Below are 24826 nucleotides of genomic sequence, written 5' to 3'. Positions count from 1 at the left end.
GCGGCAAGCGTTGCAGACCATTCGTGCAATCTGGGTGGTAACACGGTTAATAATCGTCCCTATGTCTGTAACAGACAAGGGGCGATTTTTTGTTTTTTCAACAGATGGACGCTTCGTTATAAGGAAAAAATCATGTATTGAAGGAGTGTTAACGCTGTGAATATTATCGACGAACTGGAATGGCGCGATGCGATCAACCAACAGACGGATGCCGAAGGCCTCCGGGAGCTTACGAATGAGAAGTCAATTTCGTTGTACTGCGGCGTGGACCCAACGGGCGACAGCATGCATATCGGTCACCTGATTCCCTTCATCATGCTCAAACGCTTCCAGCTTGCCGGCCATCGTCCGGTCATTCTGATCGGGGGCGCGACCGGCACCATCGGGGATCCAAGCGGACGTCAAACCGAACGCTCCCTGCAGACGCTGGAGCAGGTTCAAGCTAACGTGGACGCGCTCACCGGACAAATGAAAAAGCTCTTCGTGACGGAGGGCGACAATCAAATCCGCATGGTCAACAACTACGACTGGACGCATAAGATCAACATTATCGAATTCCTGCGCGATTACGGGAAGAACTTCAGCATCAACTCGATGCTGGCGAAGGACGTGGTTGCGAGCCGGCTTGACAGCGGGATTTCGTTTACGGAATTCTCATACCAAATCCTGCAGTCGGTCGATTACCTGCATCTGTACCAGCATGAGGACGTGCAGCTGCAAATCGGCGGATCGGACCAATGGGGCAACATTACAAGCGGACTGGATTTGATCCGGAAGAAGGAAGGACCCGAAGCCAAAGCCTTTGGCCTGACCATACCGCTCATGCTGAAGGCCGACGGCACGAAGTTCGGCAAAACGGCCGGCGGCGCGATCTGGCTTGACCCGAACAAAACGACGCCGTTCGAGTTCTACCAGTTCTGGGCGAACACCGACGACCGCGACGTCGTCAAATACTTGAAATACTTCACCTTCCTGACCAAGGAACAAATTGACGAGCTGGCCGAAAAGGTGCAGAGCGAGCCGCATAAACGCGAAGCGCAAAAAACGCTGGCCGAGGAAATGACGAGATTCGTGCACGGCGAGGAGATGCTGGAGCAGGCCAAGCGCATCACGGCGGCTCTGTTCAGCGGCGATATTAAATCGCTCACGGCCGATGAGATCGAGCAGGGCTTTAAGGAGATGCCGACATTCGAAGCAACGCCGGAAACGAAGAATATCGTCGATTGGCTAGTGGATCTGGGCATCGAGCCTTCCAAGCGTCAAGCCCGTGAGGATATCACCAAAGGCGCGATCTCGATGAACGGCGAGCGCGTCAGCGATTTGGACCACGAGGTGACTGCCGACCAGGCGATTGGCGGCCGGTTTATCATCATTCGCAAGGGCAAGAAAAACTACAGTTTGGTGAAAATGTCCTAGAAGAGTTACTATCAGGGAAAAGGGTCTCCCCGGACGAACGCACCCGCAAAAGCCGCTAAACACGTTTCATGTGCTTAGCGGCTTTCGTATGATCAGGTTAGCCAGAATCTTCTGGTTGGCCTTTTTACTAGAGCTGCGAAAGAATAACTTCCGAGGCTTACCCTCCTGATCTCACCAGTAAACATTTGCTATAAGCGGTCTGTCTTCGAGAGGGTTCGTCGATTGACGTTTTTCTTTTATTTGAAAGTTTCCCTCTTTTAATAGGATAATATCCTTAGCGTTAAAGGAGGTAGATCATATCATGAACATTCAACTGCAGACCGAGCTGTGCGATCGGTTTGGCATCCGCTATCCGCTTATACTGGCTGGAATGGCCGGGGGACCGACAACCGTTGAACTGGTCGCCGCCGTATCCAACGCTGGCGGGCTCGGTACGCTGGGTGCGGCTTACATGGAGCCGGCTGCCATTCGCGATAGCATCCAGGAAATCCGCAAGCGGACGGATAAGCCTTTTGCCGTCAATCTTTTTGCGTCCCGGGCCTCGGATCGCCAGGAGCGAATCGAAGATGTTCAACAGGAGTTAAACCGGATGCGCGGCGACCTTGGCATTCCCCATGCGGGGTCGGATCACGTAACAACGCCCGATTGGTTTGAGCAGCAATTCACGGTTCTGCTAGAAGAGAAGGTGCCCGTTATCAGCACGGCATTCGGCATTCCGGATGGGCCCCTCATGCGGCAAGCGAAAGAAGCTAAGCTGCTTGTGGTTGCAATGGCAACCACGGTCCGCGAAGCCATCCTGGCCGAACAAGCAGGCTGCGACGCCGTCGTTGCCCAAGGCAGCGAAGCGGGGGGACATCGAGGCACATTTGATATTTCGGATCACCCGATGGGGGCCCAAATCGGAACATTTGCTTTGGTGCCGCAGATCGTGGACCGGGTCAAGATCCCCGTCATTGCCGCCGGGGGCGTCATGGATGGACGCGGACTCGTGGCCTCGCTTGTTCTTGGCGCCCAAGCCGTTCAGATGGGTACGCGGTTTCTGACGGCGGCCGAATCGGGTGCGCATGAGGTTTACCAGCAAGCGCTGCTTCGCAGCACGGAAGAGAGCACGGTCATTACCAAAGCGTTCTCAGGGCGGCCGGCGAGAGGCATCCGCAATGCCTTCATTAAGCAATGGGATGCAAGCGGCATAGAGCCGCTGCCTTTTCCTACCCAGAATACGGTGACCCGCGACATACGAAATGCCGCCAATCGCCAAAGCAATCCGGAATATATGTCCTTATGGGCAGGGCAAGGCACAAGAGGGCTCACTTCGGGGCAACCGGCAGCAGATATCGTAGCCGAGACAATCCGGGAAGCGCTGTTGATATGTCCAAATCGTAACTCTGACGATGTGAGCTGAGAGAGGTTATGCGTCAAAACTTAAGGAATTCATCATGCAGCAGGCCGCCTAAGGAAGAACCTTTGGGTGGCCTGCCAGCCTTTTATCAGAAATCGTAAGTATCTCCGCCAAACTTGAAGGATGGCTTGATCATCATATAAAACCTTCTCACTAATTTCGATACTTCAACCGTTCAGTCGGAATCGCTGCATTACGTTGTTCTCTCTTAACGCCTATCACCTCGCCTTTGAATCGGACTCCTGTTAAAGCGCTCTAATTATAAAATCTTTCATCGCATGCCTAATCCTTCCAATCATGCTTTCGGTTCGACTGCAGCGGGCGGATGTAGCGCATAAGAGGGAAAACCCTGCATCCGTCGAACACTTAAACATAGTAAACAATAAGTTGAAAACTGCTGCAATGACGGCATATCGGGGGTTATGATGTCCACGACGATTTTGTCCACGAAATTATATATTCCTTCTCCCCGGTCCCAGGCTGTCCTTCGTCCCAGGCTGATCGAACGTTTGAACGAGGGGCTGCGTCAGCACCGGAAGATGACCATGATTTCCGCCTCTGCTGGCTGCGGCAAAACCACGCTGCTCAGCCAATGGATCGGGGGCTGCCCGCAGCCCGTCGCCTGGCTGTCATTGGATAAGGGGGACCGGGAGCCATCCAGATTTTTAACTTACCTCTTGGCTGCCCTGCAAACCATCGGGGTTGATGTCGGAGAGAGGATGGTGAGTACACTCCACGCGCCGTCACCGCATCCTCTGCCGGTCGAAGCCATCGTGACGGCCATGCTGAATCAAATCACGGCCAAGCCGGACCGTTTCATTCTCGTGCTGGATGATTACCACGTGCTTGATTCCAAACCGATAGACCGCACCCTTGGCTTTCTCATTGAGCACATGCCGCCGCAGATGCATGTGGTTATTGCCAGCCGCAAGGATCCCGATCTGCCCGTGGCCCGGCTCCGTTCTAGGAACCAGCTGACGGAAGTGCGGACACCGGATTTGCGGTTCACCTCCACTGAAACCTCCGAATTCATGTGGCAGGTGATGGGGCTGGACCTGTCAAGGGAGGATGCGGCGCTTCTTGAATCCCGTACGGAAGGCTGGATCGCCGGCCTGCAGTTAGCGGCGCTGTCCTTGCAGGGCCATCCAGACGCTGCCAGCTTCATTCGATCCTTCAGCGGCAGTCACCATTACGTGCTGGACTATCTGATTGAAGAAGCGCTGCAGCAGCAGCCTGAGAGCGTGCAGGATTTTTTGCTGCGCACCTCCTTTCTCGACCGGATGTGCGGTTCCTTGTGCGAATACGTGCTACAGGGGGAAGCCGGCGATTCCCCGGTGACCGCCGTTTCCGGACAAGAAACCTTGGAGTACCTGGAGAGGGCCAACTTGTTTATCGTTCCGCTAGATAACGAGAGGCGCTGGTACCGGTATCATCACTTGTTCTTGGATGCGCTGCGGCAGCGTTTGTCCCGAAAGGGTGTCTCTGCGGTTGGCGGGAAGAGGGATGTGTCCGACTTGCATCGCCGTGCCAGCGACTGGCATGAACGACATGAGCTTCTGCTGGAAGCTTTCCAGCATGCGATTGCCGCGAAGGATGTGGATCGGGCCGCGCGTCTGATTGAAGGGGAGGGGATGCCCCTGGTCTTCCGTGGAGCAATCCACCCTGTGCTCGATTGGCTGGATTCCCTGCCGAAGGCGGAATTGGACGCAAGGCCCGCGCTTTATGTCATGCATGCCTCCGCTCTCCTGATGGTCGGCCAAATGAACGGCGTCGAACATAAACTTCAAGCTGCCGAGGTTCATCTGCAAGCCGGGGAGGACGGCAATATCCGGGATCTTATCGGACATATTGCCTCCATACGTGCCACGCTTGCCGTCAGCAAGCATCAGCCGGAAGTCATCATGACGGAATCGCGACGGGCCTTGGAATATTTAAGTCCGCATAATCTGCCTGTCCGCACGGCCGCGATGTGGACGCTGGGATACGCTTACCAGCTCCAGGGCGATCGTGCCGCGGCAGGGCAGGCTTATCATGAGGCCGTTGCCATCAGTCAGAAGATCGGACATTTCATGATCGCCATGATGGCAACGCTAGGACTCGGACTTCTTCAGGAAGCGGATGATCAATTATATGCAGCGGCCGTGACCTATCGACGCGTTCTGGAGTTGGCGGGTGACCCTCCGCCGCCGGCAGCATGCGAAGCGCATTTGGGCCTGGCCCGAATCTGCAGTGAGTGGAACGATCTCGATGCCGCTGAACGGCATGGGCTGAAGGCCCTTCAATTAGCCGCGCAGTTTGATCAAACCGACAGAGCCGTGGCTTGCGAGGTGTTTCTAGCGAGGCTGAAGCTATCGCGAGGAGAAGTGAGGGAAGCAGCCGCCATGTTAGCTAAAGCGGATCGCCTCGGGCGTCAGCAGCAGTTCATGAGTCAGCTGCCCTTCATTGCCGAAGCTCAGGTGCTTGTCCTGCTTCAACAAGGTAATTTCGGTGAAGCCTCCCAGCTGGCGCAGGAGCATGGGCTCCGTCTCAGCCAGGCCAGAGTTTTGTTGGCTAAAGGGCACGCGGGGGCCGCCCTGGCGATCATCGAACCCTTGCGGGCGCAGATGGAAGCTAAGGAATGGGCCGACGAGCAGCTCAAGGTCATGGTTGTGCTGGCCCTGGCTCTGCATGCCCAGGGCGATAGGCTGAAAGCTGCCCGGATCGCCGCAAAGGCTGTGGCGAAGGCCGAGCCCGGCGGTTTTATCCGGTTATTCATCGATGAAGGGCCGCCGATGCAGGAGCTGCTCAGAGCAGCATCTGCCAGCCAACCGATACGAGATGCAACCGGAACCCAACCGATGCATGATTATCTGGAGAAGCTGCTGCATGCTTTTGAGATGGAAGGACTGGAAAGCGCGGGCAAGTCCTCTCCAAGCCAGCTTCAGCTTGCAGAGTCTCTGATAGAGCCCCTAAGCCGACGGGAATTGGAGGTGCTGCGTCTCATTGCCCAAGGACTTTCCAATCGTCAGATCAGCGAAAAGCTTTTTGTTGCGCTTAGTACCGTCAAAGGGCATAACCGGATCATATTCGATAAACTTCAGGCTACCCGCCGTACCGAAGCTGTTGCGCGTGCGCGCGAGCTGGGCTTGCTGTAGGTGACAGCCCGGTTTGAATACCGTATTTTATTCGAAAACCATACTAAAGTATCTATATCCCGGTGCGTCTCGGCAGATATACTGATTGCAAAAGCAGGTTTGGAGGAAACCCATGAAAGCAATGGTATGCACCGCATACGGACCACCGGAGGTGTTACAGCTCCAGGAGGTAGCGAAGCCTATTCCTAAGGATCACGAAGTTCGGATCAAAATTTATGCCACTACCGTCAATTCGGGGGATTGCCGCGTGCGGGGATTTCGCAGTCCTCTATTGTATAAAATTCCCATGAGATTGGTGCTGGGTCTGAGGAAGCCGAGACAACCGATTCTCGGGGTGGAGCTGGCGGGGGAAGTGGAAGCGATAGGCCAGGATGTTACACGGTTCAAGATCGGCGATCAGGTTCTGGCATTCAGGGGAATGCGATTTGGCACGTATGCGCAGTACATCTGTATGCACGAAGACGGGATGATCGTAATGAAGCCGGAGCACGTGACTTATGACGATGCGGCCGCGATCTTTTTCGGAGGGACGACGGCCCTGCATTTTTTTAGAAAAGCGAACATCCGGCAGGGGCACAAGGTTCTGATCTATGGTGCATCCGGCGCGGTGGGGAATTTAGCCGTACAGCTTGCCAAACATGCGGGAACCGTGGTTACCGGCGTTTGCAGCACCGTGAATGTAGAGCTGGTGAAGTCGCTCGGAGCCGACCAAGTCGTGGATTATACCCAAGAGGATATTTCGAAAAGCGGGGATCGGTACGACATCATTCTGGACGCGGTCGGCAAACTGCCGAAATCCCGTTGCAAGCATTTGCTTGCCGCGGGCGGGAGTTATGTAACGGTAGAAGGGCAGGGAGTAGCCAAGGTGCTGATGGAGGATTTGCGACGGCTTACGGATCTGCTTGGGGAAGGGAAGATCAAACCGGTCATCGATAGAAGGTATGCATTGGAGCAAATCGCCGAGGCACACCGATACGCGGATACAGGGCGTAAGAGGGGCAGTGTTGTCATCACGGTGGGGCATGATCATTGAGGAAAGAAAAGTTGACTTCGCGATGCGCATGAAGTATGACAGCCGATGAATGAGGAAACGTCGTTATTCACGGTGCGCATGAGTATGACAGCCGATGAAGCAGGGCATCATCTTTCCGTTACATCTAGTCGACAGCCATCCAAGCATGCCACTGACCACGTACCGTGCGCGTGGGAGTAGTGTGCACGATGTACAAAATCAGGCCGATCCTGCAGCGGGTCGGCTTTTCTCATTGGGAGCGCTGGACAACGTCAGAGCGCAGCAGCAGGAAGAATATCTCCAAACCTTCTAAGGAAGTGAGATATAATAGAACAAACGGCAAACGAAGGAATTCCAAGGGAAGGACGGCTGCACACGATGTCCAAAGCGGATAATATGCTGGCAATTCTTTGGCTGCTGAAATCGCGCAAAAGAATTTCGGCAAAACAGCTATCGGAGGAACTGGGCGTTCACATCCGAACGATTTACCGGAATATCGATGCCCTCTGCATTTCGGGAGTGCCTGTCATTTCGGAGATGGGACGCGACGGAGGGTACTCCATTCCGGATCATATCAAGCTTGAGCCCTTGTTTTTTGATGCCGATGAGCAAAAAGCGCTTCTTCATGCAGCAGCATTCGCCCGGGAAGCTGGGTATCCATCCGAAGAGCCGCTGAATCGGGCCATATCCAAAATCAAACGATATACGAATCCGGAGCAGTTGAAGCGTTTGGAGCAACAGGAGAACAGTATCGAGGCCATCCATCCGCCTGCAGCCTCCGGGCTTACCTCCATACTGCATGAGATCGAAGCCGGGATCGACCGGCAAACCAGTCTTGAGATCGATTACACAACAGGCTATGATGGCGTTAAGCAGACACGGACCTTAGATCCTTATGGGCTCGTTCACTGGAAGAGCAAATGGTATGCAGTTGGCTATTGCCATCTGCGCGGTGAAATTCGCTCCTTCCGTGTCGACCGCATGGGCCAGATTCGACCTACCGACGTCGTGTTTGACCGCCCGGCGACATTTTCCCCGCGTGAATTTTTATTGGACAGCCTGTTGACGGAGCAAGGCTCCGAATCCAATCCCCATTTGGTTTCCGTGCATATCCAAGGCATCCCCCAAGCTTTGGACGATTTATGCGGGCATTGGCTGCTCGGCCACGCGCTCGTCGAACGTACGGCGGAGGAGGCGGTGTTTAGACTGGATGAGTCTACGTTGTATACGCAAGTTGCCTACTATCTTCTATCCTTCGGCGGTAAGATTCGCATCGTCGGGCCCGAGGAGCTGAAATCAGGTTTGGCCGATATTGCCGAGTCGTTATTCAAATATTATCAAAGCTGATGATAAACACTGACCTTCTTTGTCAGTGTTTGTGTTATATAATGAACTCCATCAGATCGTATCAGGAGGAGAGCGCGCGATGGTTGGCTCCATTTTTAAACAAGAAGTGATAAAGGCAACGGAACGTTCGTGGGAAGCATGGGTCGTAGCCCTTGGGCAGGAAGTGGACCCGCTCTGGTCCCATGAGCAGATCAGAAACCACATTGTCGAGCAGCATCAGGTATCCGGGGAGTGGGGCGAATGGATCGCGACGATGTACGAACAGCTGATGGGCCGGATGCCTGTCGGGGTTACGAAAGATGCCGGGGTTCAGTTCGGGGTCAGGAAAACGATGGCCGTGACGAAGGAGAGCTTGTGGGATTTCCTCACGTCTCCAGAGGGCCTGTCATTATGGATCGGAGCTGTCCCTTCTCTGGAACTGCGGGTCGGGCAGGAGTATGAGTCAAAGGAAGGCGTGTCCGGCAAAATTACGGTAGTCGTCCCTTACCATAAGCTGCGCCTGACCTGGAAACGTAAGGAGTGGGACAACCCGTCCCGGCTGCAAATCTATGTGCTGTCCACGAAAACGGGAAACACGACCATCGCGATCCATCAGGAGATGTTGGATGACGTTTATGTGCGAGAGATCATGAGGCGTTTTTGGGATGAGACGCTGATTGAGATCCAGCATCAGGTGGAGGGCAGAAGTAGTGAGGTTTGAGGACTGAGGTTCCGTTATTTTGTAGGTACGGGCTCGCGTTGGTGACCGTTGCAACTGATGAGGACCGAGGTTCCGCTATTTGGTCTTAAATGGCGAATTTTGGGTTATATGAGGACACCAGATCCGCTATTACTTAGAAAATGGCTGATAATCATGGTGTTTAGAGTAAATAGCGGATCCTGTGTCCGGAAGTTCGGATAAAGTGGCTGTTTTTTTCGAAATAACGGATCTGGTGTCCACTTAGTGCAACTAATATTCTCTCTTGGATATCTGCAATATGGCCGGTACCCAATTCACAAGCCCCCTCCTTGCTGTCCTCATATTCCCGGTTGGAATATTGCGCCTCTTCTTCCAATAAATATTATGCCCCCATCATTACTACCATTTACAAGCGGAGTTTATAGGTCCGGGCTCGTTGTTCTCCGCTTGCGATGTCCAGAATCCGGAGCTCGACCAGTTTATGCAATAAGCGTCGAGTATGCCGATCACTCACCCTAAGATGATTAGCGAGTTCCAAAGGGGTTATCGGGCGCAGAAGTCGACGGGCAAATCGCACAGCTTCAGCCTCCAGCCAGCTTAATGATGCAGGTACATCGGTTGCAACGAATCTGCCGACGAAGGATAGGATGAGCTGCTGGCACTGCTTTGGCTCTTCGACGATGGAGGGATAGGCTATGGGAAGGAATGTCCAGCCATCCAGTGCCAATAAACAATGACGGCGGCATAAATCCTTAAACCTTCTGACGTCCAGATCGCGGGCATGCGGTCCGTACCCTTGTATTTCGATGCCTCCTCTAGCATCACCTGGCATATAGGCTAGGTCCAAATAACGATAACCATTGCTGAAATCGCGTACTTCCCATTCCGGATGCAAGTCATTGAAATGACCGATCGCTGGAAACCATACGGAACGCAGAAACTCCACGGTGCCATGGCCTAGGCCTTTATTAAGGATTTCGAGCCTGCGGGGATTCTTTTCATTGAGGATATTCGTGTGTATCCAGAGCTCATATTGTTGATCGAACCGTGACATGATCAGTTACCCTCCTCAGTATAAGACGGAATGCGATTTTGCTAGAAAATAAAAAAGCCGCCCCATACAATGTAACCCCAATCCTTCATTGGGGTACTTTGCATAGAAGCGGCGTGTTCTTCACGTCCTTATGTTGGGTAGTATAACTTGTGTTTTGCGGGTTTAGCAATAGGTATTGTTCTCATGATTGAATGGATACCGATATTCGGATCCTAATTACATCAGTCTATAACGACCATGAAAAAATGCCCCTGATGAGAAGCCGATGCAATGCTGCCTAAATCATGGGGCTTTTTTATTGGTTTCACTATAAGCCTCCAAGCAGACATCAGATGAAACTCGTTTCTTTCGGTACCTCTGGTACGAGCTCATCGGTATAAGAGGTGAGGTGAAGTATCCAACCAGCACTAGCAATTGAAAACCCAAATAACTTTGAGATATTCACCGAATTAGGCTCTGAGCGACAATTATCTTTCGTCACCGATTATCTGATCTTGTCTGGGAAGCTTCATGAAGTATCCCAGCGCAACCGATTAAAAACTCAATGACTGCGACATTTTCGCTCCACAAGGCATGATAGACACTGAGGAGACACGGAACGAAAGTCTATTTAATATGACGTCATATATGATGAAAATAACTATTTTTTTAATATATATTGTGTATTATATATTTATGGTGTACATTAATTACAACCGATTCATATTTAACATGCTTAATTGGAGGTGAATCGAACCCAAAGAGAAGAAGCGGAAATGGAGGTTCGGTCTGTAGGTAAGCAGGAAGCACATGGCTGGGAAGTTCTGAACACAAATCTGATACCAAGAGAGGATGAGTGAAGCATGAACCATTCCGTTAAAAAGGTGAATATGGGTGTCATCCTATGCAGACATTGCAACGCTCTAATCGATACGGTGGATACGAATCGAATCGCGACCTTTTATGGCGTATGCAATCAACCGGAATGCCGGCAGCAGCGCAGCGCTACGAATGCGTCGATACGTGATGTAACAGAAGAAGAGTAAATGGACGGGAACCGGCTATTATTCTCAAGTGAACGCGCCGCTTTTATGTGGTGCGTTTTTGTGTTATGCGAATACGGCGAGGATCCACCCGGCTTGGCTAAAAAGAGTTTGTAGTGCGCTTGACTCGCTTTGGCTGCTTCCGGGTTAACCGTGTTGATCATCTGCGCCGGGGATGAATTGGCACGATCTGCCCGATGAAAAGTGGCCCTTAAGGATGCTTATCCATCATGCTAAGATGGAACTGCAATTCCAATTTCCGACAGGACCAGGACCCCTTAATGTCTTTCACTCTCGAAGGGGAAGGGTTCCATTCATTTTATATCTAACAAACAGGAGGTTGTCAGTTTATATGAACATATTTGTTGCAGGCTCTACGGGAGTCATCGGCCAGCAGCTGCTTCCCAAGCTGGTGCAAGCCGGTCATAAGGTTACAGGCATGACCCGCAATAATCAGGGTAAAGGGTTGATCGAATCCTGGGGAGCAAGAGGGATCGTTGCGGATGCTTTTGACCGCGAAGGAATGATCGCCGCAATCGGGGAGATCCGGCCGGATGTCATTATCCATCAGCTTACTTCGTTAAGCCGATGGAATCTGGAGGATAATGCCAGGATTCGGATAGAGGGGACGCGTCATTTGGTGGAAGCCGCCCAAATCCATGGCGTTAAGCGAATGATTGCCCAGAGCATTGCTTGGGCGTACGAGCCGGGAGAGCATCCCGCCACCGAAGACGCCCCCCTGGATGTTCAGGCGCCTGCGCCTCGCAAGTCGACGATAGACGGTATCGTATCGCTGGAGCATGCCGTTGCCCAAATGCCGAGCCACGTCATTCTAAGGTACGGAATGTTCTACGGACCCGGCACGTGGTACGACGCCAACGGAATCATGGCGGAAAAAGTACGAAGTCGAGCTCTGCCGGCAACGGATGGCGTTCAGTCCTTTCTCCATGTCGAGGATGCGGCGATTGCCGCTCTGCTGGCATTGGACTGGCCGTCAGGCCCGGTCAACATCGTTGACGATGAGCCTGCTGCGGGAACGGCATGGCTGCCGGTGTATGCCGATGCGCTGCAAGCACCAGCCCCGGCCTATCAAGCGGGGAGCAAGCGCGGCGAGCGCGGCGCATCCAACGCCAAAGCCCAGAAGGAGTATGGCTGGCAGCCGCTCCATCCCACGTGGCGAACCGGACTAGCGCAATCGCTGAGGTGAAAGAGCTTAACTGTCCGCCGCCAGGCTGGCGTTTAAGAGTTGATACGCTCGGAGTATGCATTCCCCCCTTTCTCGTTTTCATTTCTCTGCGTGAACAACTCCCTGATGTAACAGGTTTTTGTACATCGTGCGCACTGCTCCCTGCGCGCACGATGCGTGGTTCGGGGCATGCTTGGATGGCTGGTCGGCCATATGCTTCATGAAGGATCGCTATTTTCGGTAATATGCGTTTCCGTTGAATATTGCGTATTCATAGACGTTAACGGATCTCGCCTTTCTTGTGGTGATAGATCCCGAAGATAAGAGAGCTCCTTGTTGATATGGGAATGAAAAGAAAGCTATAGTTAATAGAGGAAATTCATGGCCATGAGAAAACAGGCCGGGCTCCAGCTGAGGTGGACTTACCATAGAATAGGGGCCGGGCTCCAACTGAGTGAACTTACTAGAATAAGGAGGGGACCGCATGACAGAACGGCTGCCATGCCGTAGCGAAGGATGTTCGGCAACGATATTGCCGGCAACCGCGGCCAAAACCGGAGGTTATTGCATGCCGTGCAAGCAGGAGATGGAGCGCGCAGAACGGCAGCGTTACATAGAACAGCACCGGAGAGATATCGACTTGTACGAGGGGATAACGGACCCGGTAGAGATCCTTAAGATCATGCATGCCCCGGTGAAGCGTGATCCATTAATCCGATATATTCCCTATCATCTGAAAAGAGAAGAGGTATATTCCGCTTTATCTGCGGGTGATGCCAACCGCATGCTGAATGCAGCCCTTGAACTGCTCGAATCGGGCGATGAGGACACCTGCCAGGAGATTCTTGTGTCCCTGATCTGCTATCGGGACTACTCGTTTGAATCCTGCATACCGATACTGCTGGAGCGGGGGATCTATTACCCCGGCATTTTATTCAAAGATGCATCTGTCCATAGCCGGGATGAACTGCTTCAACAAGTGGAACAGGACAAGGATAACCGCAACCATCTGCTCTTGGCCTTGGCTTGGATCGGCGATGATCAGGTTGTGCGCCAATTTCAAGAATGGAGGTCCGATCCTCCATCTTGGGCTAAGGAGCTGTATGTCCCGCCTGAAGCTTATGCGCATGAGGGGGGCTGGGAGCTCACGGAGAATGGGAGCAAGCGCCGACTATACTACCATGACAGCTACGCCATAGCGAAAATAGTGCCATCAGAAAGCACTTATGCAGCGGAACCCGAGCCCGCACAATTTTTGAAGGAGGATTCCGCTTCCTGTCCATGGTGCGGAAGCAGCCTGACCATTTTGGCAGATCTGGACATCAGCCATCCGAAGCTTCGATTCCTGGGGTTGTCCGGAGAGAGGCTTCGGGTGAGCACCTGCGTGATCTGCAGTTGTTACGATACGATCTACATGGATGTGGATTTCCACGGAAAATCCGAATGGAGCCAGACTAATATTAAACCGGAATATGTGCCTGGGCCTGATTCCGGGGAGGATGAGCGAAGCTTTACGTCCGCGGGACGCTCCTTGCGGATTGCGGACAAGCCTCGCAGCAGCTATTATGCCGCCTATTGGGTGCTCGGTCCGGCGGTCTCGCAAATCGGCGGTTATCCGGCTTGGATCCAGGACGCCGTCTATCCTTCCTGCCCTTGCTGTTCCCGAAGCATGACATTCATCGGGCAGCTGGATTGGGAACAGATCGAGGAGTACGGGGAAGGCATCTATTATATGTTCCTGTGCGCGGACTGCAAGGTCACGGCAACTCTATTCCAACAAACATAGGCTGAATCCTGCCATGTTTGAGTAACGGCTTCTAGCTATCAGCAGCGGGTATACTATTTTTTCCCTACCATCTTTTGATATGGTAGTATATACCATTATAGTGAGAATTGGAGGCCTCATTCATGAAGAAATTGAATGGCAGAGTAGCTTTTATATTAGTGACGATACTATTAGCAGTCAATTGTACGGTGCTGGGCGCTGCGGGAGCAGCGGAAGCAACGAATGTAGATTCCCGCTCCATACCGGTAAGCGTGGCTGGGGGCAGCGGACATGGTGTTGCGGCATGGAGCGACGGCTCCGTGACCGCCTGGGGTTATAACAAGTCAGGTCAAGTAGGTGACGGGACCAGCATTCATCAATTGGTGCCCAAGCAAGTCGCGGGTCTGACTGATATTATTCAGGTGGCGGCAGGCGACAATTCTTCATTTGCCTTGGACAAGAACGGGGACGTGTGGGCTTGGGGCGATTATTACTCGCCTTATATTAACGGGGATCCGTTGTTGCCTTTCCAAAAAAGGGGAGGGCTGATCAAGCTGGAAGGACTTAAGGATGTAGCCAGCCTGGCCATTTCAAACCATGGTTCTGTCGCATTGCATAAGGATGGGTCTGCAACGATATGGAGTCCGACGTTTGATCCGAATGATCATTTAAAGATGACGTTAAAATACTTTCCTATCAAGGGAGTCACGAATGCAAAAACAATAGTGGTCGCCGGACATGAGGCCCTGATTCTCGGTAAAGACGGCAGCGTCGATATGTTAACGGTATATAATAGTTTCTACGACCGGTTCCGCCTGGAACGCGAGTTTCGCGAAGTTAAACCGCTGGTTGCTTCCTCCATTACCGGAATCGCCGCGCATTGGTATGACGTGTTTCTGCTGCATGAGAACGGGACGGTGCTGCGCTGGAATGTGAATACGAAGCAGCAAGCGCCGGCTGCGGTGAAGGGATTAAACGATATCCAAGAGATAAGAACGGGGAACAACCGTTTATTTATGCTTAAAAACGACGGCACGGTCTGGCAGTGGAATTACAACGATCCGACGGCAAAGCCTTTTCGAGTGAAAGGTCTGACAGGTATAACGGCACTTTGGGGAAGCAAGGGATATACCGGTTATGCAACCAATCAGGACGGCAAGGTGCTGGCTTGGGGAGAAGAGAAATATCAAGGCAGCGGCTCGCCTAACGAGAACGATGGGAATCCGGTCATGGTGCAGCCTCCTTTATCTTGGACGGTAAACGGACAAACGGTTAGCTTCTACGGTTCTTCTGCCATGGTGGAAGGCAAGCTGTATGTACCGTATAATAGCGTATTTGAAGCCCTGGGGATCAAAGTGAAGCGCGGACAGTCCAATCCGGATCCGAAACACGGAAATCAGCGGTTTCCGATATGGTCTTTCTCTTATGGCGGAAATACCGTATCCATTAAATCCAGTGATCCTGCCGTTGTATTGGTGAACGGGAAGGTGACGCGAGAAGATGCCAGCGTTCCATTCCTGGCGAATTCGACCATGTTCCCATTGGAGTTGATCACATCAAAACTTGGCATTCCGATGTCCTGGAATAAGACGACAGGCGAAGTGATTCTGGGGAAAACGCCATAAGAATAGGATGAAGGCACGCCCAAACGGCGTGTCTTTCGTTATTTTGAGGAACTGCATCCATAGGAACTGCATCCATAACAATAAATAGAGAGCTTCCAAAATAATTGGCGTATGGGCTGGAAGATCGCCACTGTTCGTGGATATTCTAAAAGATCGCCACCCCGTTTCACAGGAAAGCGATCTTTTGTAGTTTGAATTACTATCAGTGGGCACCTTTAGCGCCTTTGGTCACGGCCCAAAAAATAAGAGCAACAGCGCTGACGGAGGCCCCGAGCACGCATACCCCATGCCAGCCGAAGTGCGCGTAAACATGGGTCGAAGTTATGGAACCGGCAGCACTTCCGATGGAGTAGAACATCATGTAGCCGCCAACGATCCGACTGCGCGCCTTCGGCCGCAATGCAAAAATCATGCTCTGATTCGTGACATGCACGGCCTGTACCGCCAAGTCCAACAGAATAATGCCAATGACCAAGGCGAACAGCGACCGTTCCGTGTAGCCGATGGGCAGCCATGACAGCAATAGCAGGAACAATGCAATTCCCGTCGTTCGCTGTCCATAACCTCGATCGGCCAGCTTACCGGCCTTTGCTGCAGCCAATGCCCCTACGACGCCCACGAGGCCGAACGCCCCGATAGCCGAGTGCGAAAGGGATAGCGGCGGCGAGCTCAGAGGCAGTACCAATGGGGTCCACAACATGCTGAAAGCCGTAAAAATCAGCATAGCCAACACAGCGCGGATACGTAATAGCCGTTCTTGCAGGAACAACATCCATACCGACTTAAGCAGTTGAGCATAAGAAAGAGTCTTTACCTTGTGCGCAGCATTTGGCAGCACCTTATATAATGCGCAGACCATGAGCAGCATCAAAGCAGCCGAAACCAGATAAACGAAGCGCCATCCTGCAAGATCCTTCAGGATTCCCGAAAAGGTTCGCGCAAGAAGGATCCCAATCACAATTCCGCTGGTTACCATGCCGACGACACGCCCTCTTTCAGCAGGGGCAGCCATAGTTGCCGCGAATGCCACGATGGTCTGCGTCACAACGGCAAGCAGTCCCACCAAAGCCAAGCCTGCGAAGAGCATCGCACCAGAGGAAGCAGTACCAACGATAACTAGAGCTGCTGCGGAGATCGTCATCTGACCGATAATCAATCGGCGCTGGTTCAGTAAATCTCCCAGAGGGACGAGCAGCAGCAGTCCCAATGCATAGAAGACCTGCGTGACGGTAATCACAATGCCGATGATGGAATAATCCATGTTGAACTCGATTGACAGCTGATCGAGCAGCGGCTGTGCAAAGTAGATGTTAGCAACGGACATGCCGCAGGCAATCGCAAACAATAACGTCACGTAACGAGTCATTGGAGCAGCATAAATGCCTTCAGACGAACTTGGCGCCCCCTGTGACGTATCAGCCCCCGTTTCGTTACGGGCCGCTTTTTTATCCAGCATTCCCTCCATTTTCATGCATCCAATCCTTTCGTTATTTGTGTACTGATCGGTATGATAAAATCATCGATAAATATATCCCACAATGACAATTCATGTCAATACGTTTATTGAAATGATTAAAATTATACTTGCGGGTGTTGATATAAATGTAAAAATCGGATGTTCGGTGTTTGACAAAAGTATTCGGAGATCTTAAAATTACTTTACTGATTGGTAATGAAATTAAACTATTTGCTTACCGCCTGTGATCATCGAGCTTTCCTTTAAATCTAAAGTAACGAGAGGTAATTAACGATGGGACGAGTCCGCGAATTTGATGAAGAGAAGGTATTGGATGCCGCGATGCAGCTGTTTTGGGAGAAGGGATATGAGGCTACTTCATTAAGCGATTTGACCTCCAGAATGGGTATTCAGCGGCCCAGTATTTACTCTGCGTTCGGAGACAAAAAAGAGCTGTTCGAAACCGCGCTGCGCAAATACACGAGAGGGCATGCTTCCGAGGTGCGAACCAGGCTGCAAAATCATCGATCGGTCAGGGATGCGTTTCGAGCCTATTTTGAGAATGTAGTGGATGAGGAATACGCCGAAAGCCGCAGCCGCGGATGTTTTTGCATTAACACGATGGTCGAGCTTGCGCCTCATGATGAGAAATTTGAAATTCTGACAAGGGAGCATCAGATGTATCTGGCGGTCATATTCCAAGAAACCATTGAGCGGGGCATACAATCGGGCGAGCTTGCGAAGGGCACAGACGCCAAAGCTTTATCGCAAGCGCTCATCGTATCCTTGATTGGGCTGACCGTGATGTTGAAATCCCGTCCGGAGCGCTCTTTCGTAAACAATACGATAGAGGTGACTCTTACATTGCTTAAATAGGATGCTTTCGAGGGTCATGCGTTACGAGTTGTTGCAGCCGTCCAACCATAGTAAACTGTTCTAAAAAAAAATAGTAGGTGTTTCGATTAATATGAACATACGGACGGGACGGATAGAAGACCTTCAGGAAATCATGGCTTTGGTTGCACGCTGCGTTACGGTCATGCAGGCTGGAGGCAGCGATCAATGGGATGATCAATATCCGAACCGGGAGGTAATCGGTGAGGATTTACAGCGCGGAACGTTGTTTGCGGCTGAAGGCGAAGGCCGTATTTTAGGGATCGTTGTTCTCGACGAATCGCAGGCAGAACAGTACCAAACCATTAGCTGGAAGCAGGACGAGGGACCGCATCTTATGATGCATCGCCTTGCCGTCGATCCGGAAGCACACGGGCAGGGCATTGCGCGAACATTGGTAGCTTTCTCCGAGGAGTATGGCGCACGCCAGGGTTACCGAAGCCTTCGACTGGACACCTATGCCAAGAATACGGCTGCGCTTAAGCTGTATCAAGGCTTAGGTTATGATCTGCGGGGAGAAGTGAATTTCCCAGGGAGAGCGGCAAGCTTTCCGGTATTCGAGAAGGTGCTTGGATAAACAGGCCGTGAAGCAAGCCTGCTATGGATCAGCGCGTAATGCGGGTCCGTGGCGGGCTTTTGTTGTTTATTGGCAAACAATAACGACGACCACGGCGATGGGGCTTGCCCGGTTGCTCATTTTGCATTCTATTTAGATTTTTTTCAAAATAGGTATTGCAATTGGATGCAGGTATAAGCGATAATGTATTTAGATGAAATTCTAAATAGAAATATGGGTGATGCACATTGGGATTTCCGGAAACATTCAAGGCGTTATCTGATCCGGTGAGACGGGACATCCTGGTTATGCTCAAACGCGGGAAAATGTCAGCCGGAGAGATCGGTCAGCATTTCGATATGACCGGGGCGACCATTTCGTATCATCTGTCGCAGCTGAAGAAGGCCGGACTGATATTTGAAACAAAATATAAAAATTATATTTACTATGAAATCAACGTATCCGTCTTCGAAGAAATCATGCTGTGGTTTTCACAATTTAACGGGGGGAAACAAGATGAGGAAAAAGAATAATTCGATGCTGGTTATAACAACGCTGATATGCTTATTGCCGATTATTTTATCGATGACGCTGTACAGCCAATTGCCTGAGCAAGTGGCTGTTCACTGGAATGCGGCGGGCAATCCGGATAATTATGTGCCGAAGGCGGTTGCGGCGTTTGTGCTGCCGTTGATTACCGCGGTTATTAACGTCATTGTCAATGTGGGGCTTAACAACGATCCTAAGAAAATGAACGCTGCCCCGGTTTTAAGAACGATGGGTCTATGGCTCATCCCCGCACTGTCTCTCATTCTCATGCCAATCACGCTGTTCAAGGCTATGGGGGCCGAGCTGCCGATCCAGACGATTGCACCGGCTCTCGTGGGCATGCTGCTCGTGGTCACCGGCAATTATTTGCCGAAGAGCAAACAGAATTATACGGTGGGCATCAAGCTGCCTTGGACGCTGAACAGCCAGGAAAATTGGAATAAAACGCATCGTTTTGCCGGGTATCTGTGGATGGCAGGCGGAGCTTTCATGATCCTGACGGCGTTTCTGAAAGTGAACCTGGCCATCGCCATCGTCCCTGTCATAATTCTGATCGCGGCGGCTCCGGCAATTTACTCCTTTTCTTTGTTTAAAAAGGGTGTGTAGCGGACGGGGCTGCAACGCATGAACGATATCACGAACGACAACAAGCTGACTCCATAATGTGGGTCAGCTTGTTTATTTTACGGCAGAACGTGTGTGACGGCTTATTTGCCGTATGGGTCAATCGTCTGGATGGTGCCGTCCTCGTTGTAGGTCAGCTCGGTGAATTTGACGCTGCGTTTGTTGTCAGCTCCGCCGGACAGGGAGCTGTCATGGTAGAAGAGGTACCATTTGTCCCGGAACTGAACAATGGAGTGATGGGTCGTCCAGCCGATAACAGGTGTCAGAATCGTGCCCTTGAACTCAAATGGGCCCGTCGGACTTTCACTCGTGGCATAGACGATTTTGTGCGTCGATCCGGTGGAGTACGATAGATAGTAAGTGCCTTTGTATTTATGAACCCAAGGCCCTTCAAAATATCTTCGCTCTTCATCCCCCGCAACAATCGGGCTGCCCTTTTCATCCACGATGGATATTTCTTGGGGTGCCTCCTTAAAAGTAAGCATGTCGTCGCTCAGCTCAGCGACCCGCGGTCCGATGGCAGGCGCATCTGCCGCAGGTCCCTCCGCATCCGGAATGTGCGATCCGGTCTGCCATTGTTCCAGCTGTCCGCCCCAAAGGCCGCCGAAGTAAATATAGGCCCGGTTATCGTCGTCCACGAATACGGCAGGGTCGATGCTGTAGCTGCCCGGAATGTAATGGGGCTCCGGCTTGAATGGACCGGAAGGCGAAGAGCTTGTAGCTACGCCAAGACGGAAAATATCGTCATGATCCCTGGCAGGGAAGTATAAATAGTAGGTGTCGTTCTTGAAGGCAGCATCCGGTGCCCACATTTGCTTTTTCGCCCATGGAACATCCTTCACATGGAGGGCTTCGCCATGGTCCACGCATGGAGCGTTCACATCATCCAGCGATAGAATATGGTAGTCTTCCATGTCATACTGGTCACCGTTATCATTGGACGTGTTCTCGTGATCAAGGTCATGGGATGGATAAATATAAATTTTACCCTCGAATACGTGGGCGGAAGGGTCTGCGGTATAGATATGGGTTACGATCGGTACGTTAGGCTGTACGGGCTTGGTCATCACGTTTCCTCCTTGGATCGTTGCATTGTAAGCGCTTGTATTTATTTTATCAGATGCTTTCCACTCAAAAAACCTAATAAAATTAGGTTTTTCACCTAAAAATATTAGATCTTTTGGGATGAAGGCTTAGTCGGATATAATCAAGCATAGAAAGACAGGAGGTGCACGATGCAAAAATACTTGTCCATTCTCACGGAGCTGGAAACCAACATTTCGGAAGGACAGTACCGTCCGGGACAGAAGCTGCCTTCCGTGCGGCGTGCGGCAGCCATGTACGGATGCAGCATCAGCACCGTACTGCGGGCATACGCGGAGCTTGAGAAACGACATGCGATTTATTCCGTATCCCAAAGCGGGTATTATGTGGTTGACCGTCCGAAATCGGAGGAGGACGGGAGCGTACATGCGATGATCGATTTTTCTTCGGCCTCCCCGGACGTGCATGTATTCCCGTATCTGGATTTTCAACATTGCTTGAACAAGGCGATTGATACCTATAAATATGAACTGTTTACCTATGGCGATCCGCAAGGGATGGAGAAGCTTCGCCATACCCTGGTCTCTCACCTGGCCGGAAATCAGGTATTCACTACCGCAGAGAGAACCGTGGTCACGGCAGGCGCTCAGCAGGCCCTCGAGATCTTGGCGAAAATGCCGTTCCCTGGCGGAAAGTCCATCATTCTGGTAGAACAGCCCAGCTACAATAACTACCTGAAGTTTCTGGAGAACGAGGGATTCCCCGTTATCGGAATCGCGCGCACGGCAGTTGGCATCGATCTGCAGGCTTTGGAGGAGCAATTCCGAACCGGGCGCATTAAATTTTTCTATACGATGCCGAGATATCATAATCCGCTGGGCACTTCCTACGGCGCCGAGCAGAGGAAGGCCATTGCAAACCTGGCGACCCGATATCGCGTTTATATTGTGGAAGACGACTATATGGCCGATTTAGGCGAAGAACGGGGATACGATCCAATCTATGCGTACAACAGATCCTCGCACGTGGTGTATCTGAAGAGCTTCTCGAAGATCATTTTTCCCGGACTGCGATTAGGAGCCGTCGTCCTGCCGGAACGTTTGCTCGAAACGTTCCATGCCTACAAAAGTTACGGGGATACGTCGCTGCTGTCCCAAGCGGCACTCGAAATTTATATCAGCAACGGGATGTACGAGCGACATAAACAGAAAATTTACAGCCAGTACGAAACCAGAATGCAAGCTTTAAACGCTGCGGTACGGCAGTACGAGGGAACCGAGTTCATTGAAGCCGTGCCCGGCGACGGCGGTATCTATCAGCTGTTCAAGCTGCCCCAGACCGTGAACCTGGAGCGGTTGATCAGGCGGCTGAAGGAACGGAACGTTCATGTGGTTCCCGGCAAGCTGTTTTATCTGTCCGACTACCTGATGCGCGAAAAGTTTATACGAATCAGCATTTCCAGAGCGCGATTGGATCAGATCGAAGATGGGGTTCGTGTTATAGTGGAAGAAGTAAAGCGGGAGATCGGAAATCTGTGGTAATGCCATATCGTGTAACGAAGGAGCGAGGCTTGCATGGAGTTTAAAGAAAAAGTGTACAACACGGCGGTCGAAGCTACGCTGGAGGTCATTGGCGGAAAGTGGAAACCGGTCATTCTCTTTCATCTTACGTTCGGTAAAAGACGAAATAGCGAATTTTTAAGCCTGATTCCCCAGATCACCCAAAAAATGCTGACACAGCATCTGCGGGAGCTGGAAGAGGAGGGCGTTATAGTACGCAAAACGTACAATCAGGTTCCCCCCAAGGTGGAGTATGAACTGAGCGAGTACGGCTGGAGCCTGAAGGAGATTCTTCATCTGATGTGCCGATGGGGGGATACGCATATCGAGCGAAAATACGGCGAGTCCGCCATGGTGCTGGAGAAGCCGGCATTTGAGGACCGGTTTTAAAAGATTGTAAAAATGAAAGAGCCGACTATACGCCGTATAGCCGGCTCTCGTCATACAGGCTGCGCGATCGCTTAGGGAATGACTTTACGCCGCCGAAGTTCGTCAAAGATGTTCATGAACATGGCCTCCGTATCGACATACTCATGAAACCCGAAGCGGCGGGCCTTCGAGCCGTCTGCAAAGAAATCATAATCCCAGGAGAACACGAAATCACCGAACTTCCAGGATGAAACCTCATCATAATCGTGCTTCGCAAGCCCATGCTTCTCAACCATGCGATTCCAAACCGGCTCTTTATCCGCCATGACCGTTTCCAGATTCATCTGCAGGGGCGGTGCGGTTTCCATCTCAAAATACAACGCGATCTTCGGCCACAATTCGTTCCAGCGGAACAAGTCCCCGTTCGTAATATTGAAGGCTTGATTGGCGCAGCGTTCATCGGTCGCTGCCCAAACGGTCGCCTTCGCGAGCAGATCGGCATCGGTCATCTCCAGCAGGCTCTGATAGGCTCCCGGTTTACCAGGAAAACGCAGAGGAATGCCGAGCTCTTTCGAAATCGAGGCATAGACGGCAATGACCATCGCCAGATTCATCGGGTTTCCAAGGGCGAATCCGCTGACAACGGAGGGGCGCAGCGCGGACCACGTCCAGGCTTTGCCTTGCTGCCGTTCCTCCAGGAAGTTCTGCTGATCCACATTGAATTCCGGCGGCATATGATTCGCATCCGTCTCCCGGGCCGGCGTCTTGAACGGACCGAGATGCGCGCCGTATACCTTATAGCCCTGCATCAGGCTGACATGCTGCAGATTGTCGGCAATGGGCTCGATGGCTTCCACGACATGAACGAGCATGGCCAGATTCGGCGCGACGAGTTCGGCCCACGTTGGCCGGTCCTGATAGGCCGCGTAGAAGATATGCGTTACTTCGGTCAAGGAGCTTAATTTGATGATCGTATCCTCCCGATTAAGCAGATCGGCGGAGATATAACGTACGCGGTTCGTGGATTCCCCGCCTCGGCGCGATACGCCGATGATCTCCCAGCCTTGAAGCGTCGCAAGGTACTTGATGAGGTTGCGGCCGATCACCCCGTTAGCCCCTACAACCAAAGCCGTTTTTTGCGAATGATGCGAACGTTGATCTGTATTCATATAAGTTCATCTCCTAACGTCTTGTTCTTGATAAATGTCATTTTGCACGTTAGGGTTCGGCTTGAGAAGTACGCACTTTGAAGTGATGTAATTACTTTTTGGTAACGTTTAAGCAGTACCCGCCCTTTTTAACTAAGGAAATATTCGAACTGCATTTATTGAGGACAAGAACTTGCAACTTGTGTCCTTATCAATAGCCGTATAATCTGCTAAGTGTAGGGCACAATTTACGTCCGTAAACCAAAAAAAGAAGCAGCTCATGAGCTGCTTCTAAAACCTGCTTTCCTCATCGGATTCTGATAATAACAAAGACAGAAATTGGACTCGACAGCCTGCTCCCATCGGTGATTGAGCGACCACACCTGCAGTAAAAGGAATCGGGGCATCCATTCCGAAGTATCGAATCAATTTCCAAACTTCACCGTCGGATGAGTAGTAAAAGGAAATCGTTTTGTCTTTTTTCGTCGTTTTCAAATAAGGATTGCTAACGAATACACGCTCAGAATTACAGTCATCCGAAACACCGTTCCGAGTAACAACGGACACGATAGTGGCATGCTCACCATTGAATTCATAACATAGCTTGGCCCAATTGTTCTCGTCTGCCATCAACATCAAGCACCCGGAATCATATAAATGGTTCATGTCTACCTGAAGCTGCGTTATAAGCTGGAATGTTGAATCAACCTGAAGGTGAAGATAGGGCGCAGAATGAACAATATGTTTTCCTGCAGGGTCTTTGAAAAAATCAGCTTTCGGTGGAGCATCCAGGATGAGCCTGTCATCTGTCGTAAACTCCCAATGTCCAGGTTTATTAAGCCACTTTAGTTTCTCTCTTGTTTCTGGATGAAATAAATTTTTGCTCATCGCTATGTCTCCTCTTTTACATATATGATAACCCGGATGGCATTAATTGCAAACTTTTTCCTCTTTACCCCATAAGACCCTGCCGATTTGAGAGATCATG

The 24826-nt window shown here is 51.5% G+C and carries 22 protein-coding genes and 1 other annotated feature (1 of these 23 running past the window's edge); of the genes, 17 read left to right on the top strand and 5 right to left on the bottom strand.

The window, feature by feature from the left end:
- Positions 1–64, top strand: a binding site (T-box leader); it begins 169 nt to the left of the window's first position.
- Positions 65–156: 92 nt separating this feature from the next.
- From tyrS to MHH82_RS24130, 7 genes are all read left to right on the top strand, one after another.
- Positions 157–1416 (top strand): tyrosine--tRNA ligase, encoded by a 1260-nt coding sequence (gene tyrS / locus MHH82_RS24160; RefSeq protein WP_015736850.1) that lies wholly within the window; start codon positions 157–159, stop codon positions 1414–1416.
- A 301-nt stretch (positions 1417–1717) separates the two neighbouring features.
- Positions 1718–2818, top strand: coding sequence for an NAD(P)H-dependent flavin oxidoreductase (locus MHH82_RS24155; protein WP_340968169.1), 1101 nt, complete (start codon positions 1718–1720; stop codon positions 2816–2818).
- A 422-nt stretch (positions 2819–3240) separates the two neighbouring features.
- On the top strand, positions 3241–5949 hold the full coding sequence (locus tag MHH82_RS24150; RefSeq protein ID WP_340970136.1) for a LuxR C-terminal-related transcriptional regulator: 2709 nt from the start codon (positions 3241–3243) through the stop codon (positions 5947–5949).
- Positions 5950–6061: 112 nt separating this feature from the next.
- Complete coding sequence (locus MHH82_RS24145) at positions 6062–6982, top strand: NAD(P)-dependent alcohol dehydrogenase (RefSeq protein WP_015736847.1); 921 nt, start codon at positions 6062–6064, stop codon at positions 6980–6982.
- A gap of 188 nt (positions 6983–7170) precedes the next feature.
- The gene (locus MHH82_RS24140) at positions 7171–7356 is read left to right on the top strand and encodes a hypothetical protein (protein WP_145037067.1); all 186 of its coding nucleotides are present in this window, start codon (positions 7171–7173) and stop codon (positions 7354–7356) included.
- Complete coding sequence (locus tag MHH82_RS24135) at positions 7340–8308, top strand: helix-turn-helix transcriptional regulator (protein WP_015736846.1); 969 nt, start codon at positions 7340–7342, stop codon at positions 8306–8308. The genes MHH82_RS24140 and MHH82_RS24135 overlap by 17 nt, the downstream gene beginning before the upstream one ends.
- 79 nt (positions 8309–8387) lie before the next feature.
- The gene (locus tag MHH82_RS24130; RefSeq protein WP_015736845.1) at positions 8388–9008 is read left to right on the top strand and encodes an SRPBCC family protein; all 621 of its coding nucleotides are present in this window, start codon (positions 8388–8390) and stop codon (positions 9006–9008) included.
- Between the two features lie 385 nt (positions 9009–9393).
- On the opposite strand, the gene MHH82_RS24125 is transcribed toward MHH82_RS24130, so the two are convergent.
- On the bottom strand, positions 9394–10041 hold the full coding sequence (locus MHH82_RS24125) for a hypothetical protein (RefSeq protein WP_015736844.1): 648 nt from the start codon (positions 10039–10041) through the stop codon (positions 9394–9396).
- Positions 10042–10883: 842 nt separating this feature from the next.
- On the opposite strand from MHH82_RS24125, the gene MHH82_RS24120 reads away from it, so the two are divergent.
- From MHH82_RS24120 to MHH82_RS24105, 4 genes are all read left to right on the top strand, one after another.
- A complete protein-coding gene (locus tag MHH82_RS24120) occupies positions 10884–11066 on the top strand; it encodes a GapA-binding peptide SR1P (RefSeq protein WP_009591018.1) in 183 nt (60 codons plus the stop codon).
- A 349-nt stretch (positions 11067–11415) separates the two neighbouring features.
- Positions 11416–12270: an NAD-dependent epimerase/dehydratase family protein gene (locus MHH82_RS24115; protein ID WP_340968160.1), complete on the top strand. Its 855-nt coding sequence runs from the start codon at positions 11416–11418 to the stop codon at positions 12268–12270.
- A gap of 463 nt (positions 12271–12733) precedes the next feature.
- A complete protein-coding gene (locus MHH82_RS24110) occupies positions 12734–14035 on the top strand; it encodes a hypothetical protein (RefSeq protein ID WP_015736841.1) in 1302 nt (433 codons plus the stop codon).
- Positions 14036–14157: 122 nt separating this feature from the next.
- On the top strand, positions 14158–15639 hold the full coding sequence (locus tag MHH82_RS24105; protein WP_340968153.1) for a stalk domain-containing protein: 1482 nt from the start codon (positions 14158–14160) through the stop codon (positions 15637–15639).
- 202 nt (positions 15640–15841) lie between these two features.
- Here MHH82_RS24105 and MHH82_RS24100 read toward each other — a convergent pair whose 3' ends face one another.
- Positions 15842–17110: an MFS transporter gene (locus MHH82_RS24100; protein WP_445661979.1), complete on the bottom strand. Its 1269-nt coding sequence runs from the start codon at positions 17108–17110 to the stop codon at positions 15842–15844.
- 279 nt (positions 17111–17389) lie between these two features.
- On the opposite strand from MHH82_RS24100, the gene MHH82_RS24095 reads away from it, so the two are divergent.
- From MHH82_RS24095 to MHH82_RS24080, 4 genes are all read left to right on the top strand, one after another.
- Complete coding sequence (locus MHH82_RS24095) at positions 17390–17971, top strand: TetR/AcrR family transcriptional regulator (protein ID WP_036660054.1); 582 nt, start codon at positions 17390–17392, stop codon at positions 17969–17971.
- 91 nt (positions 17972–18062) lie between these two features.
- Positions 18063–18566 (top strand): GNAT family N-acetyltransferase, encoded by a 504-nt coding sequence (locus MHH82_RS24090; RefSeq protein ID WP_036660267.1) that lies wholly within the window; start codon positions 18063–18065, stop codon positions 18564–18566.
- Between the two features lie 227 nt (positions 18567–18793).
- On the top strand, positions 18794–19078 hold the full coding sequence (locus MHH82_RS24085; protein ID WP_015736836.1) for an autorepressor SdpR family transcription factor: 285 nt from the start codon (positions 18794–18796) through the stop codon (positions 19076–19078).
- Entirely contained in the window at positions 19062–19700 is a 639-nt protein-coding gene (locus tag MHH82_RS24080; RefSeq protein ID WP_015736835.1) for an SdpI family protein, read from the top strand. Before MHH82_RS24085 ends, MHH82_RS24080 begins: the two co-directional genes overlap by 17 nt.
- Before the next feature lie 101 nt (positions 19701–19801).
- On the opposite strand, the gene MHH82_RS24075 is transcribed toward MHH82_RS24080, so the two are convergent.
- Positions 19802–20785 (bottom strand): glycoside hydrolase family 43 protein, encoded by a 984-nt coding sequence (locus tag MHH82_RS24075; RefSeq protein ID WP_015736834.1) that lies wholly within the window; start codon positions 20783–20785, stop codon positions 19802–19804.
- 168 nt (positions 20786–20953) lie between these two features.
- Here MHH82_RS24075 and MHH82_RS24070 point away from each other — a divergent pair, with 168 nt between their 5' ends.
- A complete protein-coding gene (locus MHH82_RS24070; RefSeq protein ID WP_251497911.1) occupies positions 20954–22303 on the top strand; it encodes an aminotransferase-like domain-containing protein in 1350 nt (449 codons plus the stop codon).
- A gap of 33 nt (positions 22304–22336) precedes the next feature.
- A complete protein-coding gene (locus MHH82_RS24065) occupies positions 22337–22711 on the top strand; it encodes a winged helix-turn-helix transcriptional regulator (protein WP_015736832.1) in 375 nt (124 codons plus the stop codon).
- 71 nt (positions 22712–22782) lie between these two features.
- On the opposite strand, the gene MHH82_RS24060 is transcribed toward MHH82_RS24065, so the two are convergent.
- Together MHH82_RS24060 and MHH82_RS24055 are read right to left on the bottom strand one after the other, a co-directional pair.
- Positions 22783–23859, bottom strand: a complete 1077-nt coding sequence (locus MHH82_RS24060) for an SDR family oxidoreductase (protein ID WP_145037081.1) — start codon at positions 23857–23859, stop codon at positions 22783–22785.
- Between the two features lie 270 nt (positions 23860–24129).
- Positions 24130–24726 carry a DUF1349 domain-containing protein gene (locus tag MHH82_RS24055; RefSeq protein WP_340968135.1) on the bottom strand — a complete coding sequence of 199 codons (597 nt, stop codon included), beginning with the start codon at positions 24724–24726 and terminating at the stop codon, positions 24130–24132.
- Positions 24727–24826 lie beyond the last annotated feature (100 nt).

It is taken from the genome of Bacillus sp. FSL K6-6540 (genome assembly GCF_038007545.1).
The sequence above is the reverse complement of the archived record's forward strand: the minus strand, read 5'-3'. Positions and strand labels throughout refer to the sequence as shown.